Raw genomic sequence first — 18833 nt, 5'->3', positions numbered from 1 at the left:
CCCCATGACGCAAGCCCGCACCCTGCTGGTCCCCGCCAACGCCCACGGTGTCTATCACTGCGTCTCGCGCTGTGTACGCCGCGCCTGGCTGTGCGGGCGGGATCCTCTCACCGGCGCCGATCACGAGCATCGCCGGCAGTGGGTTGAAGACCGTCTGGCGCAACTGGCGGATCTGTATGCCGTTTCCATCTGGGCCTACGCGGTGATGAGCAATCACCTGCATGTCGTGATCGAAATGCATGCCGATATCGCCCCGTCCTGGAGCCCGAACGAAGTCGCAACTCGCTGGCTGGGGCTCTATCCACCGGAGGACGGCCAGTACGACGCAGCGAAGGCGCAGATCGTCGCCAACGACGTCCGGCTAGCCGTGCTGCGCTCGCGGCTCTGCAGCCTGTCGTGGTTCATGAAGTCGCTGAGCGAGCCCATCGCCCGGCGGGCGAATGTCGAGGATCACTGCAAGGGCCGGTTCTGGGAGGGTCGCTTCCGTTCCCAGGTGCTGCTCGACGAGACCGCGGTCCTGTCGGCGATGACCTACGTGGACCTGAACCCGATTCGCGCCGGAATGACCGCAGACCTTGAGGGCTCCGTCCACACCAGCATCCTCAAGCGCATCAGGGCCGTCGAGTCGGCTGCGCAGTCATCGTCGCCGACAATAGCGAGCGATGTCGGCCGGGCGGCGGGCGATCTCGCGCACACACCGGCGTTGCCGCCGGTGTTGGGCATTCGCGGCCTGTCCGTGACCGCGCTCTCCACCACCGATTACATTCAATTGGTCGACACCACCGGCCGCCAGTGGCACCCGACCAAACGTGGCCGAATCACCGGCAAGCCACCGGCCGTCCTCGAACGGCTCGGTCTGGATGCCCGTCAATGGACCGACCGCGTGCGTGCCGTCAAACCCGATCAAGGGTTCTGCCGCGTGATTGGCAGCGAGAGTGCGCTGCTCGCCACGGCTGCTGAGATTGGACAACGCTGGCTCCGCGGCGTAGGCGTAGCACGCTCGCTCGCGAACTGAGCGACGACACGCCGCCCTTTCGGCGCCGCGGGCGCCTGGGTGCGTTGGCTCTGGCCCGCCGAAGTCGTCGAAGCCCCGAGAGAAGTGATCGCGAGGGGCGCCTGCGGCAAGGTTCATGGGGTTCAGAATCTGCGGGTGTCCTGGCTTTTCCCACGTGCCACCCTTTCGGCGCCGCGGGCGCCTGGGTGCGTTCGCTCTGGACCGCCGAAGTCGTCGAAGCCCCGAGAGAATTGATCGCGAGGGGCGCCTGCGGCAAGGTTCACGGGGTTCAGAATCTGCGGGTGTCCTTTCTTTTCTTTCTTTTGTCTTTTGCCACGCCTGCGGGCGCTGGGCTTCGCCTTCGATCGTCAGGCCGCCGGATCGCACGAGATCTGGTTCAACGCCGCCACCAACCGCTACACCACCATCCCCAACCACCCCGGCGACATGCCCGAGGGCACTCTGCGTGCCATCCTCCGGCAGGCTGGCGTCGACACCGACGAGTTCCTGCGGCAGTAACGCCGAAGGCAGCGCAAGATTGTCGCGCACTGGAACACCAGCGCCCGGCGCAAGGCCGGGCGTTGGTGCAAAAACTGGGTGTCCAATTCTTCCGCGGCTTCCAAGCAGGACATCGCGCTGGCGCCGGTCTATCACCGGCTCCCCGAGCGCATCCGCGCGCACGCGTTGATCTGCTTCCTCGCGTTGCTGTTGCACCGGGTCATGCGTCCGAAACTGACCGAGTTCAGCCCGGCAGCTGCGCTGCGCAAGCTCAAGGCCATCCAACTGCACCGGTTCACCGCAGACGGCAAGACCGTGAGCGGACTGACCGCGACCGGCGAGGAAACCCGTTCGATCTTCCAGCAACTGGACCTGCCGTTGCCCGACACCAAAGCCCTCCAAACGAGCTGACCGAGGCCATCGTAGTGGCAACCGGGGATGCCGGATGCGCTACGAATCAATTACTTAAGTCGGATAAGTGTCGAACTCGGGCGGCAAGGTTCATGGGGTTCAGAATCTGCGGGTGTCCTCGCTTTTCGCAGCGCGGCCAGCGCGGTGGTGGAGATCGAGGCGAAGCGGTAGGCCCACAAACGACGCGCCCGGCGCGAGGCCGGGCGGTGCAGTGACAAAGTAGTGGGTGTCCAAAATAAATCTAGAATCTAGCAAGGTTCATGGGGTTCAGAATCTGCGGGTGTCCTCGCTTTTGCTTCGCGCCATCGCCGCGCGCGCCGACATCATCGTCTCCGGCGACCGCGATCTGCTCGACCTTAAGCGGCATGGCGATATCCGAATCGTCAGCGCGGCTGGCGCGGTGGCGGAGATCGAGGCGAAGGGGTCGGCCCACAAACGACGCGCCCGGCGCGAGGCCGGGCGGTGAGGAAAGTGGATGTCCAAATCTTCCCAGGCCGGGCAGTGAGGAAAGTGGATGTCCCGGATTTTTGGCTGGCCTTGTTTATTCTGGTTTCGGGCAGATGGATTGAGCAGTGCCGAGGTCGACGTGTGAGCCATTCAGCAATTAAGAATCGCTAGGGGAAAAGTCCCGAGAAAAGCAAATGGTATCCCGGTCCAGGATACTTATCTCCACGACGGGCCGGAAGCTGCACCGATCTGGCACGCAAGAAGCGCCCCAAATCAATTCGAAACGATATGTATTCTTGCCTCCAAGGATTCGCCTTCCTTTACTATCGGAAATATCACGCAACACTACGTCCGAGGCACCGGCGCTTGACAAGCGTAGCTTCAACTCCCGATTCTCAGTCTCATTGGAGTCAATGGCTACGGCAACGTGCACACTGCCGTCGACCTGGATCTGTCTTGACACGTCTCCTTGCAATCCAATACCGCCAATCATGCAAAGCAATGGGCCAATCATTTCGTTGGGCCTAAGTTACCGGGATCTTTCGGAATTCCTTGATCCATTCCGTGCCTCCAACCGCAGCTATGTCCGAACTCGTGCATGACGACGCCCTCATATGAGTAAAACATAGGATTTCTATCCTTAATGCATACGACAATCTCAGGGTTGTCGACGACTGCTCCATTCCGGACGTTTACGGTGTGGTAGCCAGCCCAACCAGGCTGGCAGTTTACCCCGTCACACTTAATCACGCCAGAATTCTTGCAGCGCTCATAAATGCATGCGGCGATAGCCCAGTTCGTGACCGTCATCGCAACCAATAAACAGTCGTTCTCCGCGTGGCGAGTGACAAAATTCGTCATGTTCTCGCCGAACTGGCAGTAACTACAGCTTCGGTCGACAGTGAAGAGACCGCTGGGGTCGAAGTACTTGGATGGGTTCGCCAGTACATAAGAGAACGTGTTTGGTCCCGACCGCAACCCAATCGGATCACTCTCAACGTAGCGTCCGGTCCCCGCCTCATAATCCCGGAAGTAGTTGTAATTCACCCCCGTCGCCGCATCGTACTGCTGCCCCGGGAATCTGAGGTCGAACTTGACGGTGGCCGAGTTCCCGTCCGGGTTCTCCTCCGCCGCCTGCGTGCCGAAGGCATTCGACCCGCTGGCCGACGTCGCATTCAGCTTCCAGCGCCAGACCACGGTGCCGGCTGCCTGTCCGCCCTGGGTCTGGGCGTTGGCCAGGGCGCGCGGGGTGTTGAGGTGGTCGCTGTGGATGGCGTGGACGGCGGTGACCGCGCTGGTGCTGCTCTCGACGCGGCCGACCGGGATGTTGTCGATCCAGACGATTTCCTCGTAGCGCAGCGGGTTGCCGCCGATCAGCATGCTGATGACCTGCCCGGACTCGTCGTAGACATAGCCGCGGACGCCGGCGGCGCTGGTCCACCCGGCGGAGGTGGTCGGCAGCGCGGCGGCCGGGCTACCCTGGCTGGCGATCACCCGCTCGCCGCGGCCGTTGTAATTGGCCAGCAGTTGCGCGCTCGGGGCACCCACCTGCACCAGGCGATTGCGTGCATCGTAGCTGGCGCTGTCGGTCTCGTAGCCTGGGATGCCGCTCAGCGTGTTGCCCACCGCGTCATAGCTGCGCGCGGCGCTGCCGACCGCGTCCAGCCGGTGACTGGTCGCGGGATAGGAGTAGCTGGTGGCAGGCTGGTTGCCCAACTGATGACTCAGGCGATTGCCGGTGGCGTCATAAGTGTACGCCTCGATCAGCGCCAGGTTCTGGTCGCGCACTTCCTGCAGGCGGTCCAGACGGTCGTAGGCCAGGGTCTGCGTGCCTTCGGATACGCTCGCCACCCCGGTGATGTTGCCCACCTCATTGGTGGTGAAATCGTAATCGAGCACGCTGCCGCTCACCGCATCCGGCCAGTAGTTCTGGTCCCAGGCTTTGGTCAGGCTCTGGCCGTTGCCAAAACTGATCTGAGCGGCCGGACCAAACGGGAGGTAATCCATTCCCGTCACCAACGGGAGGCTGTAGCCATCGCGCGACAGATTCACCGCCTGGATGCGGCCTTGCGCGTCCCGCCCGTAGCTCAGCTGCAACCCCGACGGATAGGTCATGCCGACCAGCCGATTGGCCGGATTGTAGCGATATGCGACCACCAGTTCCTGCCCGGCGGTGTCCTGGATCTTGCGCCGGAGATTGCCACGGGTGTCATGGCACAGGCGGGTAGTGCCCGAGGCGTCATCGATTCGCACCAACCGCCCGACGGCAGCGCCCTCGTCGGCCGCGCAACCAGGCTGCACCTGATCGTAGGCAAACTGTACGTTCTTGGCTGGGTCAGACGGATACTGGATCGACAACAGCCGGCCAAGCGCGTCGTAGGCGTACTGCGTGACGACACCCCGGGCATCTGTCTGGCTCAGTCGATTTCCCGCTGCGTCATGGGTGTAGGTGGTGCTGCCCGTATCCGGACTGATCAGCTGAGTCTGGTTGTTCAGGCCATCGTAGACGTACTCCGTCACCAACCCCTTGGGATCAGTGACTTTCCGCAGATTGTCCCTGGCGTCGTACTCATAGCGGACGGTGGCTGCGATTTCCCCGGTGGCGGCAGCGGTGTCCTTGTCCTGGATGGACTGGATCAGGCGATTCAGTGGGTCGTAGTCGTTGTCTGCCACACGCGCCATGGGGTCAGTGGTGAGATCCGGATTGCCGTTGGCGTCATAGGTGTAGCTGGTTTTCTTGACGCCGGGCGCATCCAGATCCGATTGTGCGGCGAAGGGTGCGTTGATGAGCGCCCGCAGTTGATTGAGGCTGTTGTACTGGCGCGCAAGCAGGCGCCGCACGTTGCCGGTGGAATCGCGCACTTCTTCCTTGAGGCGGTTTCCGGCCCCGTCAAGCACATATGTAATCGCCTCGCTGCCAGCAACTGGGGCGGGGCCATTGCAACGGCTGGCTTGCGCGAGCGTAGTGGACACCACCGCAGTGATCCGGTGCGCCTGATCGCGACAGTATTCAAGGCCCGAGTCGTCCGGTTGGATCACCCGCCTGACGTCGCCGTAGGGCTCATATTCGAGCAGGGTCCGAGCGTCCAGCGCCGGACTTGGCGAGCCATCAGCATTGGCGCGGACGGTTCGGCTGATGAGCCAACCGCGCGGGCTGTACTGAAGGTCGGTGATCACGCCATTGGCATCTTTCTGGCGGAGCACACGGCCGGCCCCGTCGTAGCTGACAAACTCGGTGATCTGATTCAGGGCGTTGGATACCTTCCACAGACTGCCCTTTCGATACAGGCAGGTGGCCGGCGAGCCGGCGCAGTCCGGATGATCATCCGCGCGGTAGGAGTAGTAGACAATATCCGAAACATCAGTTCGCGGACCATCTACTGACTTGATAAGGCCGACGAAGGGGCAGGCGCCGGCGCCGACATCCGCCTGCTCGCAGTAGGTTGTTGTTGTAGTGCGCGATTGCCCAGTTCCGAGGTCTGACGTCGTGCGGGTCACCACCTGGTTGCGACCGTTGTAAGTAAAGGTCTTTTGCTGCTGCGGAATGTAGCTGGTGCCAATCTTCGCTTGAATCTGCACCGAGGTGACGCGATAGGCCGAGTCCCGCACAGTGACCGTCTTGCGCTCAACGTTGCTGCCAAAGGCGTCGTAACGTGCACTGGCATACACGTTGTCTGGCGCATACTCATAGCGGGTAACGTTGAGTAGTTTATCCTTGCTCTCGAAAGGCAACGCTCCGTTGTAAGTGCTCGTCCGGGTCCCGTCCTGTGCGGCGATTGCGGTTACCCGACGAAAACCGCTGACATTCGAAAGTGTGTATTGTCGCGTGTCCCCATTCGGGCCAGTGACGGTGACCTGGTTGTCTCCGGCATAGCTAAGGGTGGTTTTTTCAACGAACCCATTGGCGGTGTGGGCCTGGCTCAGACGCACTCGATTTTTCACGTCGTAGGCAAATGACAGGTAGCGTTGCCCGTTGTCGCTGATGCCGGTCAGTGCATGCGGATCTCCCGCGTCGGACAAACCCGCTTCATTGTAGTGATAGATTCGCTCTGAGCCATCGGCATATATTACCGAAACCAGGTTGCGGCTCGTGTCATAACTGTAATAGACGCGGTTGCCATCCGGCTGCAGGATCGAGGCCAATTGCCCATCAGTGTATTCGAATGTCAGCTTCAGCCCGGTGTGGTCGGTCGCGGAAATCAGGCGATCGCCCTGATACGCAAAGCTCATTTTCCACGCGTTCGCTAGGCTCTCCATTCGCAGCAGCCGGCCGGCATCATTGTAGTAGCGGACGAGATCGCTTTCATTGCTCAGCTTGAACAGATTTTTTCCGTTTTCAACGATTACGTCGATGACGCGCTTTGCATCTTCCGGGGACACGTAGCGCGTGGTTTGCCGTACTCGGTTAAATACCCCGATGTATCCATCGTCGGATACCTGAACCAGACGGGAGCTCGACAGGTCGCCAATGATCCGATCCGAATATGAATGTACCCAGCCCGGCGCCAGTTCGGGTTGTTGTCCCGCCTGTCTGAGGGAGTGGTAAGTGCGCAGGAAGGGCCGGCCTGAGAACTGGAAGTCCGTCTCGAAGCGAGCCTTGTCGCCAGTTGCCGGGTAGCATGGGTTGTTGCCGTCATTTACGGAGCATTGTGCGCGCAGCTTGGCGATGATCGCCGTCTGGAAGGACGCATAACACAACTCCGGCCAATACACCGGACTCAGTGTCGGGTAGTTGTAGGCGGGGTTCCGACCATGTTTGGCAACAAAGCCCGCGGGGCATTCGAAACTGACATTCTGGAACAGGCGATGCTGAAACCCCCAGCGCGCAATGCCCGAGCTGTACAGTTTGACTGTCAGCATTCTTTGTAGCGACGGGTTGTTGTCAAAGTTGAGTGAAAGCCCGCCCTTGGTTCCTCCCTGTGGGCCGGTTGTTGAGAACGGATCAAAATACCCTCCCGTCAAAGGCTCTGCCACAACCGTATAGGCGGGGCTATACGCGGACTGGTAGCTTGCGACAATACCTTGAACCAACTGCGGCTCACTGCTGCACCTGTTTGGATATACCGGATCGGTGCCCGAGCAGAATTGCGGAGAGAAATCCGGAGCGTAAACAGCGGGGTTCAGAAATAGCGGCTTCTGGTCGGGTACGTAGTACGTGAGTGTGACGTCGTGTAGCGCGTTTGGCTTCGGATTGGCAAACGGTTGCTTGGGCCGTAGGTAGGCACCGTAGTTTGGATTGGCAGCGCGCATGGCTGCTTCGGCTTGATATAGCGTCGTGTAACACAGATTTCCGTAGCAATACGACGTGTCGTCGGCGGGCAGTGCCAAAGCGAAGGCTGGTATTGCGCAATTCAAGTACAGCGAGAATCCAAGTGCAGCCAATGCCGTAGCGCGTCGGTAGTCGAAGGCCATCATTCCCCCAAGAAGATTCTCGACCGCCGTGCGGTCAATTCAGCGATAGCAAAGCCATGGCCACTGGGATGAAACCCGCAGCCAAGGGATCAAGTGCATTGGACTCGCGGTTCCGCCAACGGGGCCGATGGGAGTCGGTCCCGCATCGCAGAGTTGTTCGAGAATCCAGCATAGTGCGTTACATAACGGTACAAGTGTCGCAGTTATGCATGGATAGTGCAACCAATTGTCGCGATCCCTCCGATGCGATTGGTTGCTCGAGCCCTCATTCAGCGCCGTCGCATCGCCTGCGACTTCGTCACTTCGTGCGACCTGTCCGCCCGGCATCCTCAGAGCAACTGCTCTATCGCCGGTCCCAACAATCCGGGCCGCGGGTTGGGTGCGGTGGTCGGGAATGCTGCGATGCAGCATGCAACTCCTTGATCCGGAAAGCCTGATGCGCGCCTTGTGGCCATGCCTTGCGGCGGGAGTTTGCGTGTACGACTACATCATCGTCGGGGCGGGTTCCGCCGGTTGCGTGCTGGCCAACCGCCTGACCGCCGACGGGCGCCACCGGGTGCTGTTGCTGGAGGCGGGTGGGCGCGACTGGCATCCCTTCATCCACATGCCGGCGGGCCTGGCCAAGCTGATCAACGTCAAGTTCCTCAACTGGAGCTACCAGACCGAGCCGGAGCCGGGCCTCGACAACCGCCGCATGTACTGGCCGCGCGGCAAGGTGCTGGGCGGATCCAGCTCGATCAACGCGATGTGCTACATCCGCGGGCAGAAGCAGGACTACGACGGCTGGGCGGCGGCGGGCAACCGCGGTTGGAGCTGGTCCGAGGTACTACCGTACTTCCGCCGCTCGGAAGACAACCAGCGCGGTGCGGACAACCTGCATGGCACGGGTGGCCCGCTGTCGGTGGAGGACCTGCGGCATGTGAGCCCGCTGACGCGCGCGGCGCTGGCCGCGGCGCAGGCGGCCGGGCACCCACTGAATGCCGATTTCAACGGCAGCGATCAGCGCGGCTTCGGCACCTACCAGGTGACCACCCGCAATGCGCGCCGCTGCAGCACCGCGGTGGCTTATCTCGCCGACGCGATGAAGCGCCCGAACCTGACGGTGGTGACCCACGCCCAAGCCACCCGCGTGCTGTTCGACCGCGATCGCGCGGTCGGCGTCGAGGCGCGCGTGGGGCGCCGGATCCAGCGCTTCGAGGCGACGCGCGAGGTGCTGCTGTCCGGTGGTGCGGTCAATTCACCGCAGTTGCTGCTGCTGTCGGGCATCGGCCCGGCCGACCAGTTGCGCCGCCATGGCATCGGCGTGCGAGTGGATGCGTCGGGGGTTGGTCGCCACCTGACCGATCACCTCGACATCTGCGTGCTGCGCCACTGCCGCCAGCCGATCACCTACGACAAGACCAACGATCTCTTTGTCGGCCTGCAGTACTACCTGACCGGCACGGGCCTGGGTACCTCGAATGTGGCCGAAGGCGGCGGCTTCGTCACCTCGAAGTACGCCAGCGACGGCCGCCCGGACCTGCAGTTCCACTTCGTGCCGGCGATGCTCGACGACCACGGGCGCAACCGCCTTCCCGGCCATGGCTTCACGATGCACGCCTGCCAGTTGCGGCCGATGAGCCGCGGCCACCTGGAGCTCGCCTCGGCCGATCCCTTCGCCCCGCCGCGGATCCATGCGAACTACCTCAGCGCGCCGGAAGACCTGCCGCTGATGATCGAGGGCGTGCGCACCACCCGCGAGATCTTCGCGCAGTCGCCGCTCGCACCCTATGCCGCCGACGAGATCCTGCCGGGCAAGGGCGCCCAGAGCGATGGCGATATCGCCGCCTTCATCCGGCGCAAGGCGGAAACCATCTACCACCCGGTCAGCACCTGCCGCATGGGCGTGGACCGGGATGCGGTGGTCGACCCGGAACTGCGCGTGCGCGGCGTGCACGGCCTGCGCGTGGTCGATGCCTCGATCATGCCCTCGCTGGTCAGCGGCAATACCAACGCACCGACGGTAATGATCGCCGAGAAGGCCAGCGACCTGATCCTGGCGAGCTGATCTTCCGGGCGTCGCGCTCGCCCAGCCCCGTTAAACGCGGAGACGCAGAGGACGCGGAGAGAAGCATCGAGAGAGCAGTCTTGCTCCGCGTTGAACTGCCCGGCTGCGAGCGCTACTCCGCGCCCACCCGTTTCCAGATGCCGCTGGCGAAGGCGATCCGACGCTGCTGGTCGAAGATCTCGCCGGCGGCGAAAACCAGTTCGCGGGTGCGGCGCAGGATGTGGGCCTCGCCGTAGACCCAGCGGTTGGGAAAGGCGGCGGCGAGGTACTGGCACTGCAGGTCGATGGTGAGGTAGCGCACCTCCCTGCCCACTTCGTCCTCGATGCCGCGGGCGAGCACGAACTCGGCGAAGCTGGCGATGGCGCCGGCATGCACTACTCCGGCAGGGCTGAGATGCCGACCATCGAGCAGGACGGCGCGGCGCATGCCGTGCGGCAAGGCGATCTCGTAGAAGGGTCCGACCAGGCTGGCGAATCCTTCCTGCTGCGGCGCCAGCTTGAGTCGCGGCAGCGGGGCACCGGATTCACGTGCGGGTGTAGACGACATGCCGACTCCGGATCGCGGGATGGCGGCGATTGTAACGGCTGGCCGCGTGCGCAGTTCATGCAGACGGCGTGGAGACCGTCGCGCCCGATGCCTCTTCTCCGCGTCCTCTGCGTCTCCGCGTTGAACGGGTGCCCGGAATGCGTAGCCCGGCGGTACGCGCGCAGCGCGTTCCCCGGGTACTTGCAGCAAGCACCCGGGGAACGGCTTGCGCCGCACACCGGGCTAGGCGGTGCGGCCCTGAGGGCAATCGGGACATCTTGATGCTCTTCTCCGCGTCCTCTGCGTCTCCGCGTTGAACCGGGCTGCTGAGCCGAGCATGCCCGGCTCTTCGGTGGCACGGCAGGCCTGCTCCTTCCAACACAAACACCCGCAACCAACACCAGCTCCTACCCCAGCACCGGCGGCATCGGGCAGTGCAACAGGGTGCAGGTGAGGCGTAGCAACTCAGCTTCGCTGATGGCGACCTGGCCGTCGTGGCCGACGGTGGTGGCGAGCGCCAGCACCAGGGTTTCCTTGCCGGCGGGCAGCAGTGCGTCGAGGGCGGGCAGGGCCTGGTCCAGGGCCTCGATCCAGCCATCCGGTGGCGCGTAGGCCGAGGCCTCGCCGGGAAACAGCACGGCGGCGCCGGAGGCGAAGGCGCGCCGCGCGGCGTCCTCCCGGGTGTGGCCGTGGCGCGCGAGGGTGGCCAGTAGCGCCAGCGCTTCCTTGCGCACGGCCACGAGCTTGGCATGCCCCGGCTGCGCGCGGCCGGGCTCCATCGCCTCGCCGAGCTGCTGCCGCAGCAGGCGCGCGAGCACGTATTCGAACACCTCGATGTGGCCATCGCGATGGATCAGGCCGTCGACGCCGGCGAGCAGTTGTTCGATTTCGCCCGCCGGCCGGCGCTTGAGCGCCGGCAGCGCGAGCTGCGCCACCGGCAGCCGCTGCGCCGGGTGCAACTGGCGCGCAGCGTCGAGCAGTTCGGCGCAACCCTTCGCACGCACGGCGCCCAGGTGCGCCTCGACCACCGCGAGCGCCGGCAGCGGATCGGCATCGGGGGCCACCAGCAGGGCCAGCACCGCGTCGATGGCACGTTCGCGCATGTGCGCGGCGGTGCTCAGGATCGGCGGCAGCGAGCGGCGGATGGCCACGGCGTAATCGACATGCTCGATGCCGGGATTGGCGATCTCAGCGACCACCCGGTCGGGCGCGCGGGCCGGCACGCGCTCGCTGGCGAGAGGCCGCGGGCTGGCCGGCGCCGCCGCCTTCGCTGTGAACCCCGCCAGCAGCGCGCTCGCCGCCGGCGGATCGCTGTCTTCGTCGATGCCTTCGAAGCCCTGCTCGCAGGCCGACAGTTTGAGCAGTTGCTGCGGGTCGAAGCGCGGGTCGATGCGACGGATGCGCTCGACCAGCGGCGGGTGGGTGGCAGTCAGCGCGCCGTAGCCGACGCCATCACCGAACAGCATGTGCGCCACTTCCTCGCCGTCGCCCTCGGTCAGCTTCGAGCCGGCACGGAAGGCGCCGATCTTCATCAGCGCGCCCGAAAGTCCGTGCGACAGGCGGGTGAACTGGACCGCCGAGGCGTCCGCGAGGAACTCGCGCTGGCGCGAGACATAGGCCTTGATCAGGCGCCCGAGGAAGACCCCGAGATAGCCCAGGATCATCACCGCCAGCGCAATCAGCAGGATCGGCGCGCCATCGCGTTTGCTGCCGCCGTGACGCATGTGTTCGAGCACCTTGCGCCCGGACAGCCCGAGCACCAGCAGGCCGAAGATCAGACCCATCAGGCGGATGTTCAGGCGCATGTCGCCATTGAGGATGTGGCTGAACTCGTGCGCGATCACGCCCTGGAGTTCATCGCGACTGAGCCGGTCCAGCGCCCCGCGGGTGACCGCGACCGCGGCGTCGTTGGGGGTGTAGCCCGCGGCGAAGGCGTTGATGCCCGATTCCTTGTCGAGCACGTAGATCTCGGGCACCGGCACGCCCGAGGCGATCGACATCTCCTCGACCACGTTGCGCAGCCGCTTCAAGTGGAAATCGCGCGGGTCCTCCGGCACCAGCGTGCCACCCATCGCGCGCGCCACCGCACCGCCGCCGCCGCGCAGACTCATGGTCTTGTACAGACTGCCGATGCCGACCACCGCCAGCGTGATCAGCGTGCTCAGCACCAGGCTGCCTGTCACCATCTGCGGATCGACCGGCTCGCGGCCATCCGCGGATACCACGCCGAAGACCAGCAGGACCACGACATCGATGGCGGCAACGATGGCGATGACCGCGAGCACGAACAGCCCGATCATGCGCCGGCTCTTGGCGCGCGCCTCCGCCTGGTGGGCGAAGAAGTTCACCCAGGCTGCCTCAGGTGAACTTCACCTTCGGGACTTCGCGCTTGGCGGGGTCGTCGAGTTCGAGGAAGCTCGCCGGGCCGAAGGCGAACATGCCGGCGACCAGGTTGTTCGGGAACACCTCGCGCTTGTTGTTGTAGCCGAGCACGCCGTCGTTGTAGGCCTGGCGGGCGAAGGCGACCTTGTTCTCGGTGCTGGTCAGCTCCTCCGAGAGCTGCATCATGGTGGTGTTCGCCTTGAGGTCCGGATAGGCCTCCGACAGCGCGAACAGCCGCCCGAGCGCGCCGGTGAGCTGGTTTTCGCTGGCGGCGAGCTGCTGCACCGCGGCGGCGTCGCCCGGATTGGCGCTGGCGGCCCTGAGGCCCGACACCGCCGAGTTGCGCGCGGCGATCACCGCTTCCAGGGTCTCGCGCTCGTGCTGGATGTAGCCCTTGGCGATCTCGACCAGGTTGGGGATCAGATCGTGCCGGCGCGTCAGCTGCACGTCGATCTGGCTGAAAGCGTTCTTGTAACCGTTGCGCGCGGTGACGAGGCCGTTGTAGATGCCGATGAAAAACAGTGCGACGACGACCAGAATCACCAGCAGGATCACGCTCGAAAGCATGGCAGGCTCCACCCAGAGGACGGGAAACGCGCTACGATTCAACGCGTTGCGGTGAGGATACCACGGGGGTCTGGATGCTCCGGATGGCAGGCAGGGTGTGCGCGCTGATGCTCGCGCTGGCGGCGTATGCGCCGGCCCGTGGCGACAGCGTGGATCCTGTCGCGGCCGTCGTGGCGGCAGACACCCTGGCGACCGAGGCGCAGGCCTGGGCCGATGTGGTCGCGGCCAGTGGCGCCGCGCCGGCGCTGGCGGTGGCGATCGTGCGCCCGCAGCAGCCGGACTGGCTGTACGCCGCGGGCGAGCCCTACACCGGCGCCGGCGTGCCGGTGGATGCGCACACGGTATTTCGCCTGGCGTCGGTGTCCAAGGGCTTTGCCGGCACCCTGTGCGGGTTGCTCGCGGATGCCGGCTTCCTGTCGCTGAACCAGAGCGTGGTGGACCTGGTTCCCGGCCTGCAACTGGCAGATCCGAACGCGCCGACGGCGCTGACGCTGGAGCGCTTGCTGAGCCACCAGACCGGGCTGCCGCACCACACCTTCGACATGAATCTGGAAGCGAATGCGGCGCTGTCGGACCTGATCCAGGCGCTACCGAAGGTGCGTCCGGCCTGTGCCGTCGGCGGCTGCTACGCCTACCAGAACGTGCTGTTCAACGTGGCCTCCGATGTCGCCTTTGGTGCGGTCGGCAGCTTCTTCCCGGTCGAACTCAGCCGTCGCCTGCTGGTGCCGCTCGGCATGCGTGACACCTCAGTCGGCCGCGAAGCGCTGATCGGCAGCAGCAACTGGGCGCGGCCGCACGTTTACGCGCGCGGTGGCTGGACCCCGGTGGAGCCCAAGCCGACCTATTACCAACTGCCCGCCGCGGCTGGCGTCAACGCCAGCATCAGCGATCTCGCGCTGTGGATGCGCGCGCAACTGGGCGAGCGGCCGGATGTGCTGCCGCCGCAGGTGCTCGACGTGGTGCATGCATCGCGGGTGGACACCCCGGGCGAACTCGCCGGCCCGCGCTGGCGCCGTGAGCGCGTGCGCGCCGCCGGCTATGCGCTGGGCTGGCGCGTGTTCGACTACGCCGGGCACACCATGGTGTTCCATGCCGGCGCGGTGCAGGGCTACCGCGCGATGGTCGCGCTGCTGCCGGACCAGTCCTTCGGCGTCGCCTTGCTGTGGAATTCCAACAGCGGCGTTCCGGGTGGTTTGCTGCCGCGCATCGTCGACCGCCAGCTGCAGCTGGACGGTCCGGACTGGCTGGATCTGAACAAGTTGCAGGTCGCCGCCAACCGGCGCAAGCCGCGCGGATGACGTCGGTGCGCCGGTGCGCGCCGGTCGCATGGCGCGGCTGGCGAGGATTCGGCAGACTGGCATCTGCGCATCGTGGAGTCGTCGGATGCTTCGCTGGATTTCGCTTGCGATCACGCTGCTGTGCTTCGGCTCCTGCAGCTTCCTCAGCCACAACGTGTTTCGCGGGATGGTCGCTCCGGTGGGTGTGATCGTGTTCGGACTGATCACGGTGCTGCTGTTCGCCCGCGAGCGGGTCGCCAACGTGGCGCGCTCGCCAATCTCCGTGGTGATTGATCCGGAAACCCAGTTGCTGCTGCGCAAACGCGCCGCCGCGCAGGCTACCGGCGCGCCGACGCCGGCAACGTCCGCCGACCCGCCGGAGCCGTCGAATTGAGCGCGCTGCGGTCGCCGGCCGCCCGGGCCGGCCTGTTGATTGCGGCCGGATTGACCGTTGCGGTGATGTACTTCGGCTTTCGCGGCGATCGTGTGCGCGTGGATTCCGCGCCGGTGCAGCGCCAGGAACTGGTCGAGAGCCTGCGCGAAGAGGGCCGCACGCGGGTGGTTCATCGCTACCGTATCGCGGCCCCGGTGCAGGGGCAGGTGGAGCGCATCGAATTGCGCCCAGGCGATGCGGTAGGCGTCGGGCAGGTGCTCGCGCGGATCGCGCCGTCCGCTGGCGCGCTGCTGGATCCGGCCACGCGCGACCGCCTGAGCGGCGAGGCGCGCGCGGCTGAATCGGCGATTGCGCAGGCGCAGGCACGGGTGACGGCGGCGCGTGCGGCCGACCGGCTGGCGCAGCAGGAGCTCGAACGCGTTCGCCCGATGGTGGCGAACGGGACGCTGGCGCGGCGCGACGGCGACCGCGCCGAAAGCCAGGCGCAGCAAGCGCGCGCCGAGTGGTCGGCGGCGCGTTTCGCGCTGGAACTGGCGCAGGCGCAGCGCGATGCCGCGCAGGCGCTGCTGGCGCAGCAGGGCAAGTCGGATGGCGCGGACCAGGTGGTCGAGGTGCGCGCGCCAGTGGCCGGCCTGGTGCTGGCGCGCCTGCGCGAGAGCGCAGGTCCGGTGGCGATCGGTGAGCCGCTGCTGGAGATCGGCGATCCGGCCAGTCTGGAGGTGGAGGTCGACCTGTTGTCGGCCGATGCGGTGCGCGTGGCGCCCGGGATGGACGTGCGTCTGCACCGCTGGGGCGGCGCGCAGCCGCTGGCGGCGCGGGTGCGCCGGGTGGAGCCGGTCGGCTTCACCAAGATCTCTGCGCTCGGCGTCGAGGAACAGCGCGTCTGGGTGCTGTGCGACTTCGTGTCGCCGCTGGCCGACTGGCAGCGCCTCGGCGACGGCTACCGCGTCGACGCAGAATTCCTGCTGTCCGCCGGCGAAGCGCTGACCGTACCCGCCGGCGCGCTGTTCCGCCGCGGCGAAGGCTGGGCGGTGTTCCGCATCGCGGACGGGCGCGCCTTCGAGCAGGCGGTCGAGGTCGGCCGCCGCAGCGGGTTGGACGCGGAGGTCCTGTCGGGCCTGGATGCCGGCGACACGGTGGTGGTCCACCCGGACGATCGGGTGACGGAATCGACGCGGGTAGAGACGCTCTGAGGCAGAAACGCCCCCAGCAACGGCTTGCTTTAGCCGCCGCCACCTGCTGATATGGCGAGCTCATCGTCCGCGTTTCCTGAGGCAACCATGTCCGGCATCGTCATCGTCGAGAGCTCGGCCACGCTCAGCCACTTGCTGCAGCGCACGCTGTCGGCGATCAAGCAGGATGTGGAGCGCACCCTGACCACCTACGCCGAGGCGAGCGCGCTGCTGGCCGAGGTCGAAGCCGGCACGGTGCGCTTCAAGGTCATGGTGATCGGTGCCCCGGCACGCCACGGTGCGGATTTCGAAGCCCTGCTGCACCAGCTTGGCGAGGGCCACGCGCCCTCGCTGGCGATCCTGATCCTGAGCCACGAGAAGACGCCCTTCCTGTCCGAATGGCTGGCGCGGCGGCGCAATGCCTTCCTGCTGCTGTGGTCCAACTTCGGGCGCATCCCGGCGGCGCTCAAGGAGCTGATGCCGCCCGACACCGGGGCGCCCGAGGCGCATCCCGAGGCGCCCGAGACGGCGTCGCGCGCACCGGCGCAATCGCCGCTCAAGGTGCTGTTCGTCGACGATTCCCAGAGCGTGCGCTTTGCCTACCGTCAGCTGCTGGAGAACAACGGCTTCGTGGTCGACACTGCGGCCTCGGTCCAGGAGGGCTTCGCCAAAGGCCAGAGCGGCGCCTATGACCTGGCGATCGTCGACTACTACCTGCCGGATGGCAGCGGCGACGAACTGACCCGCCGGCTGGCGCACACCCCGAGCTCGCGCAACATGCCGATCGCGATCATCACCGGCAGCTACAAGGACGCGGTGATCAAGAAGTGCCTCGAAGCCGGGGCGATGGAATGCATGTTCAAGAACGAGGTGCTGGAACTGACGCTGGCGCGGATCAAGGCACTGGCGCGCACGATCCAGACGCAGAAGTCGGTGGAGGCCGAGCGCATCCGGCTCGACGGCATCCTGCGCAGCGTCGGCGATGGCGTCTACGGCGTCGATGGCCAGGGCGTCATCACCTTCGCCAACCCGGCGGCGCTCGGCATGCTGGAGTACACCGAGGAGCGTTCGCTGATCGGGCGCTCGGCGCACCAGTTGATCCACCATGCCTCGGAGGCCGGCGAGTCGATCGGTGCGCAGGAGTCGGCGCTGGCGCAGGCCTATGCCGAGGGCTCCGAGCTGAAGGCGCACGAGGCGGTGTTCTGGACCCGCGGCAGCAGTCCGTTGCCGGTGGAATGCACGGTGCTGCCGCTGGCGATCCAGGGCCGCCGCGAGGGCAGCGTGGTGGTGTTCCGCAACATCTCCGAGCGCAAGAGCACCGACAAGCTGCGTTGGGAGCTGCAGCACGACCAGCTCACCGGGCTGGCCAACCGGCGTTACCTGATCCAGACCCTGTCGACCGAACTCGAGCGACGGCGCGAGCGCGGCGGCTATTCGGCGCTGCTGTACATCGACATCGATCGCTTCAATACCATCGCCGACAGCGCCGGCCAGCAGGCCGCGGATCGCGTGCTGGTCGATGTCGGCCAACTGCTGTCGCAGCGGCTGCGGCACGACGATCTGCTCGCGCGGCTGGAGAGCGATCACTACGCGCTGTTGCTGTCCGGGGTGCAGCTGGAGAACCTGTTCACCATCGCCGACAGCCTGCGCGAGTTGCTCAAGCAGGTGCACTTCCCGCTGTCCGGACGCCAGGTTCCGGTGACCGCCTCGGTCGGTGTCGGGATCCTGTCCGGAGAGGCGCCCAGCGCCGAGTACGTGATCGAGCACGCCCGCCTGGCCTGCCAGGATGCCAAGCGCCGCGGCCGCGACCAGACCCAGATCTATGTCGCCGGCAACGACGCGCGGATCGCGCGCGAACTGGACGCCGGCTGGATCGTGCGCCTCAAGGAGGCCTTGCACGAGGATCGCTTCCGCCTGCTGACCCAGCCGATCCTGCCAGTGCGCGAGATCCGCAATGCCAGCGAGGAGGCGCTGCGCGCGCAGGGCTGGCGGCTGCATCAGCAGGGCACTGGCGAGGCCTTGTTCGAGCTGCTGATCCGGATGGTCAACCGCGACGGCCAGGTGATCAGCCCGTCGGTGTTCGTGCCGCTGGCCGAGCGCGTCGGCATGATGCCCAAGATCGATTTGTGGGTAGTGGCGCGCGCAGTGCGCTTCCTTGCAACGCTGCCGCCGGCTTCGCGAGTGGCACTGACGGTCAACCTGTCGACCGCGACGCTGCAGGATCCGGACTCGCTGAAGCTGATCGACGGGATGATCGCGGGTTCGCCAGGGATCGCCTCGCGCCTGATCTTCGAGGTCACCGAGACCAGCGAGATCGACAGCCTGCACTCGGTGCGCAAGTTCATGCAGAGCCTGCGCAAGCAGGGCGTACGCTTCGCGCTGGATGATTTCGGTACCGGCTTCAGCTCGATCAGCCACCTCAAGCACCTGCCGGTGGACTTCGTGAAGATCGAAGGCAGCCTGGTCAGCGATGTCACCGAGTCCTCGCGCGATCGCACGATGGTCAGCTCGATGATCGCGCTGGCCCACGCGCTCGAGCTCAAGGTGATAGCCGAGCACGTCGACAGCCCGCATACCCTGAGCTGGCTGGCTGACTGCGGCGCCGACTTCGCCCAGGGCCATTTCCTCGGCGAACCGGTGCGCCTGGACGAGATCGAGTTCCAGGTGCTGAATGCGCCGACGGCGAGTGCCTGAGCGCTAGTGGGG

General features: G+C 65.5%; 13 protein-coding genes. 9 read left to right on the top strand and 4 right to left on the bottom strand.

Annotation, left to right across the window (positions count from 1 at the left end; all coding sequences use genetic code 11):
- The first annotated feature begins 4 nt into the window (after positions 1-4).
- From IPK27_23215 to IPK27_23200, 4 genes are all read left to right on the top strand, one after another.
- Complete coding sequence (locus IPK27_23215; protein ID MBK8070414.1) at positions 5-1015, top strand: transposase; 1011 nt, start codon at positions 5-7, stop codon at positions 1013-1015.
- A gap of 273 nt (positions 1016-1288) precedes the next feature.
- Positions 1289-1513 (top strand): type II toxin-antitoxin system HicA family toxin, encoded by a 225-nt coding sequence (locus IPK27_23210; GenBank protein MBK8070413.1) that lies wholly within the window; start codon positions 1289-1291, stop codon positions 1511-1513.
- 78 nt (positions 1514-1591) lie between these two features.
- Positions 1592-1903, top strand: a complete 312-nt coding sequence (locus IPK27_23205; GenBank protein MBK8070412.1) for a hypothetical protein — start codon at positions 1592-1594, stop codon at positions 1901-1903.
- Between the two features lie 280 nt (positions 1904-2183).
- Entirely contained in the window at positions 2184-2369 is a 186-nt protein-coding gene (locus tag IPK27_23200) for a hypothetical protein (GenBank protein MBK8070411.1), read from the top strand.
- Between the two features lie 491 nt (positions 2370-2860).
- On the opposite strand, the gene IPK27_23195 is transcribed toward IPK27_23200, so the two are convergent.
- Positions 2861-7762, bottom strand: a complete 4902-nt coding sequence (locus tag IPK27_23195; GenBank protein ID MBK8070410.1) for an RHS repeat protein — start codon at positions 7760-7762, stop codon at positions 2861-2863.
- A gap of 436 nt (positions 7763-8198) precedes the next feature.
- On the opposite strand from IPK27_23195, the gene IPK27_23190 reads away from it, so the two are divergent.
- Positions 8199-9809 carry a choline dehydrogenase gene (locus IPK27_23190; protein ID MBK8070409.1) on the top strand — a complete coding sequence of 537 codons (1611 nt, stop codon included), beginning with the start codon at positions 8199-8201 and terminating at the stop codon, positions 9807-9809.
- 112 nt (positions 9810-9921) lie between these two features.
- Here the strand turns inward: IPK27_23190 and IPK27_23185 are convergent, their stop codons facing one another.
- The 3 genes from IPK27_23185 to IPK27_23175 all read right to left on the bottom strand — a co-directional run bounded on the left by IPK27_23185 (position 9922) and on the right by IPK27_23175 (position 13284).
- Positions 9922-10356, bottom strand: a complete 435-nt coding sequence (locus tag IPK27_23185) for a PaaI family thioesterase (protein MBK8070408.1) — start codon at positions 10354-10356, stop codon at positions 9922-9924.
- Positions 10357-10742: 386 nt separating this feature from the next.
- A complete protein-coding gene (locus IPK27_23180) occupies positions 10743-12683 on the bottom strand; it encodes a M48 family metallopeptidase (protein ID MBK8070407.1) in 1941 nt (646 codons plus the stop codon).
- Between the two features lie 10 nt (positions 12684-12693).
- A complete protein-coding gene (locus IPK27_23175; protein ID MBK8070406.1) occupies positions 12694-13284 on the bottom strand; it encodes a LemA family protein in 591 nt (196 codons plus the stop codon).
- An 83-nt stretch (positions 13285-13367) separates the two neighbouring features.
- Between IPK27_23175 and IPK27_23170 the strand changes: the two genes are divergently transcribed.
- From IPK27_23170 to IPK27_23155, 4 genes are all read left to right on the top strand, one after another.
- Positions 13368-14582 (top strand): beta-lactamase family protein, encoded by a 1215-nt coding sequence (locus IPK27_23170; GenBank protein ID MBK8070405.1) that lies wholly within the window; start codon positions 13368-13370, stop codon positions 14580-14582.
- Positions 14583-14667: 85 nt separating this feature from the next.
- On the top strand, positions 14668-14955 hold the full coding sequence (locus IPK27_23165) for a hypothetical protein (GenBank protein MBK8070404.1): 288 nt from the start codon (positions 14668-14670) through the stop codon (positions 14953-14955).
- Positions 14952-16148, top strand: a complete 1197-nt coding sequence (locus IPK27_23160; protein ID MBK8070403.1) for an HlyD family efflux transporter periplasmic adaptor subunit — start codon at positions 14952-14954, stop codon at positions 16146-16148. Before IPK27_23165 ends, IPK27_23160 begins: the two co-directional genes overlap by 4 nt.
- Before the next feature lie 87 nt (positions 16149-16235).
- Entirely contained in the window at positions 16236-18821 is a 2586-nt protein-coding gene (locus IPK27_23155; protein ID MBK8070402.1) for an EAL domain-containing protein, read from the top strand.
- Positions 18822-18833 lie beyond the last annotated feature (12 nt).

The sequence above is a fragment of the Rhodanobacteraceae bacterium genome, from assembly GCA_016713135.1.
Classification (GTDB): Bacteria; Pseudomonadota; Gammaproteobacteria; order Xanthomonadales; family SZUA-5; genus JADKFD01.
Note: the sequence above shows the minus strand (reverse complement) of the source record. Positions and strands in the feature narration are given on the sequence as shown.

What these genes read in the sequence shown, in the direction of transcription:
- IPK27_23185 (MBK8070408.1), bottom strand. Translation starts at nt 10,356, where the DNA reads ATGTCGTCTACACCCGCACGTGAATCCGGTGCCCCGCTGCCGCGACTC.
- IPK27_23190 (MBK8070409.1), top strand. Translation starts at nt 8,199, where the DNA reads ATGCGCGCCTTGTGGCCATGCCTTGCGGCGGGAGTTTGCGTGTACGAC.
- IPK27_23175 (MBK8070406.1), bottom strand. Translation starts at nt 13,284, where the DNA reads ATGCTTTCGAGCGTGATCCTGCTGGTGATTCTGGTCGTCGTCGCACTG.
- IPK27_23170 (MBK8070405.1), top strand. Translation starts at nt 13,368, where the DNA reads ATGGCAGGCAGGGTGTGCGCGCTGATGCTCGCGCTGGCGGCGTATGCG.
- IPK27_23195 (MBK8070410.1), bottom strand. Translation starts at nt 7,762, where the DNA reads ATGGCCTTCGACTACCGACGCGCTACGGCATTGGCTGCACTTGGATTC.
- IPK27_23155 (MBK8070402.1), top strand. Translation starts at nt 16,236, where the DNA reads ATGTCCGGCATCGTCATCGTCGAGAGCTCGGCCACGCTCAGCCACTTG.
- IPK27_23215 (MBK8070414.1), top strand. Translation starts at nt 5, where the DNA reads ATGACGCAAGCCCGCACCCTGCTGGTCCCCGCCAACGCCCACGGTGTC.
- IPK27_23165 (MBK8070404.1), top strand. Translation starts at nt 14,668, where the DNA reads ATGCTTCGCTGGATTTCGCTTGCGATCACGCTGCTGTGCTTCGGCTCC.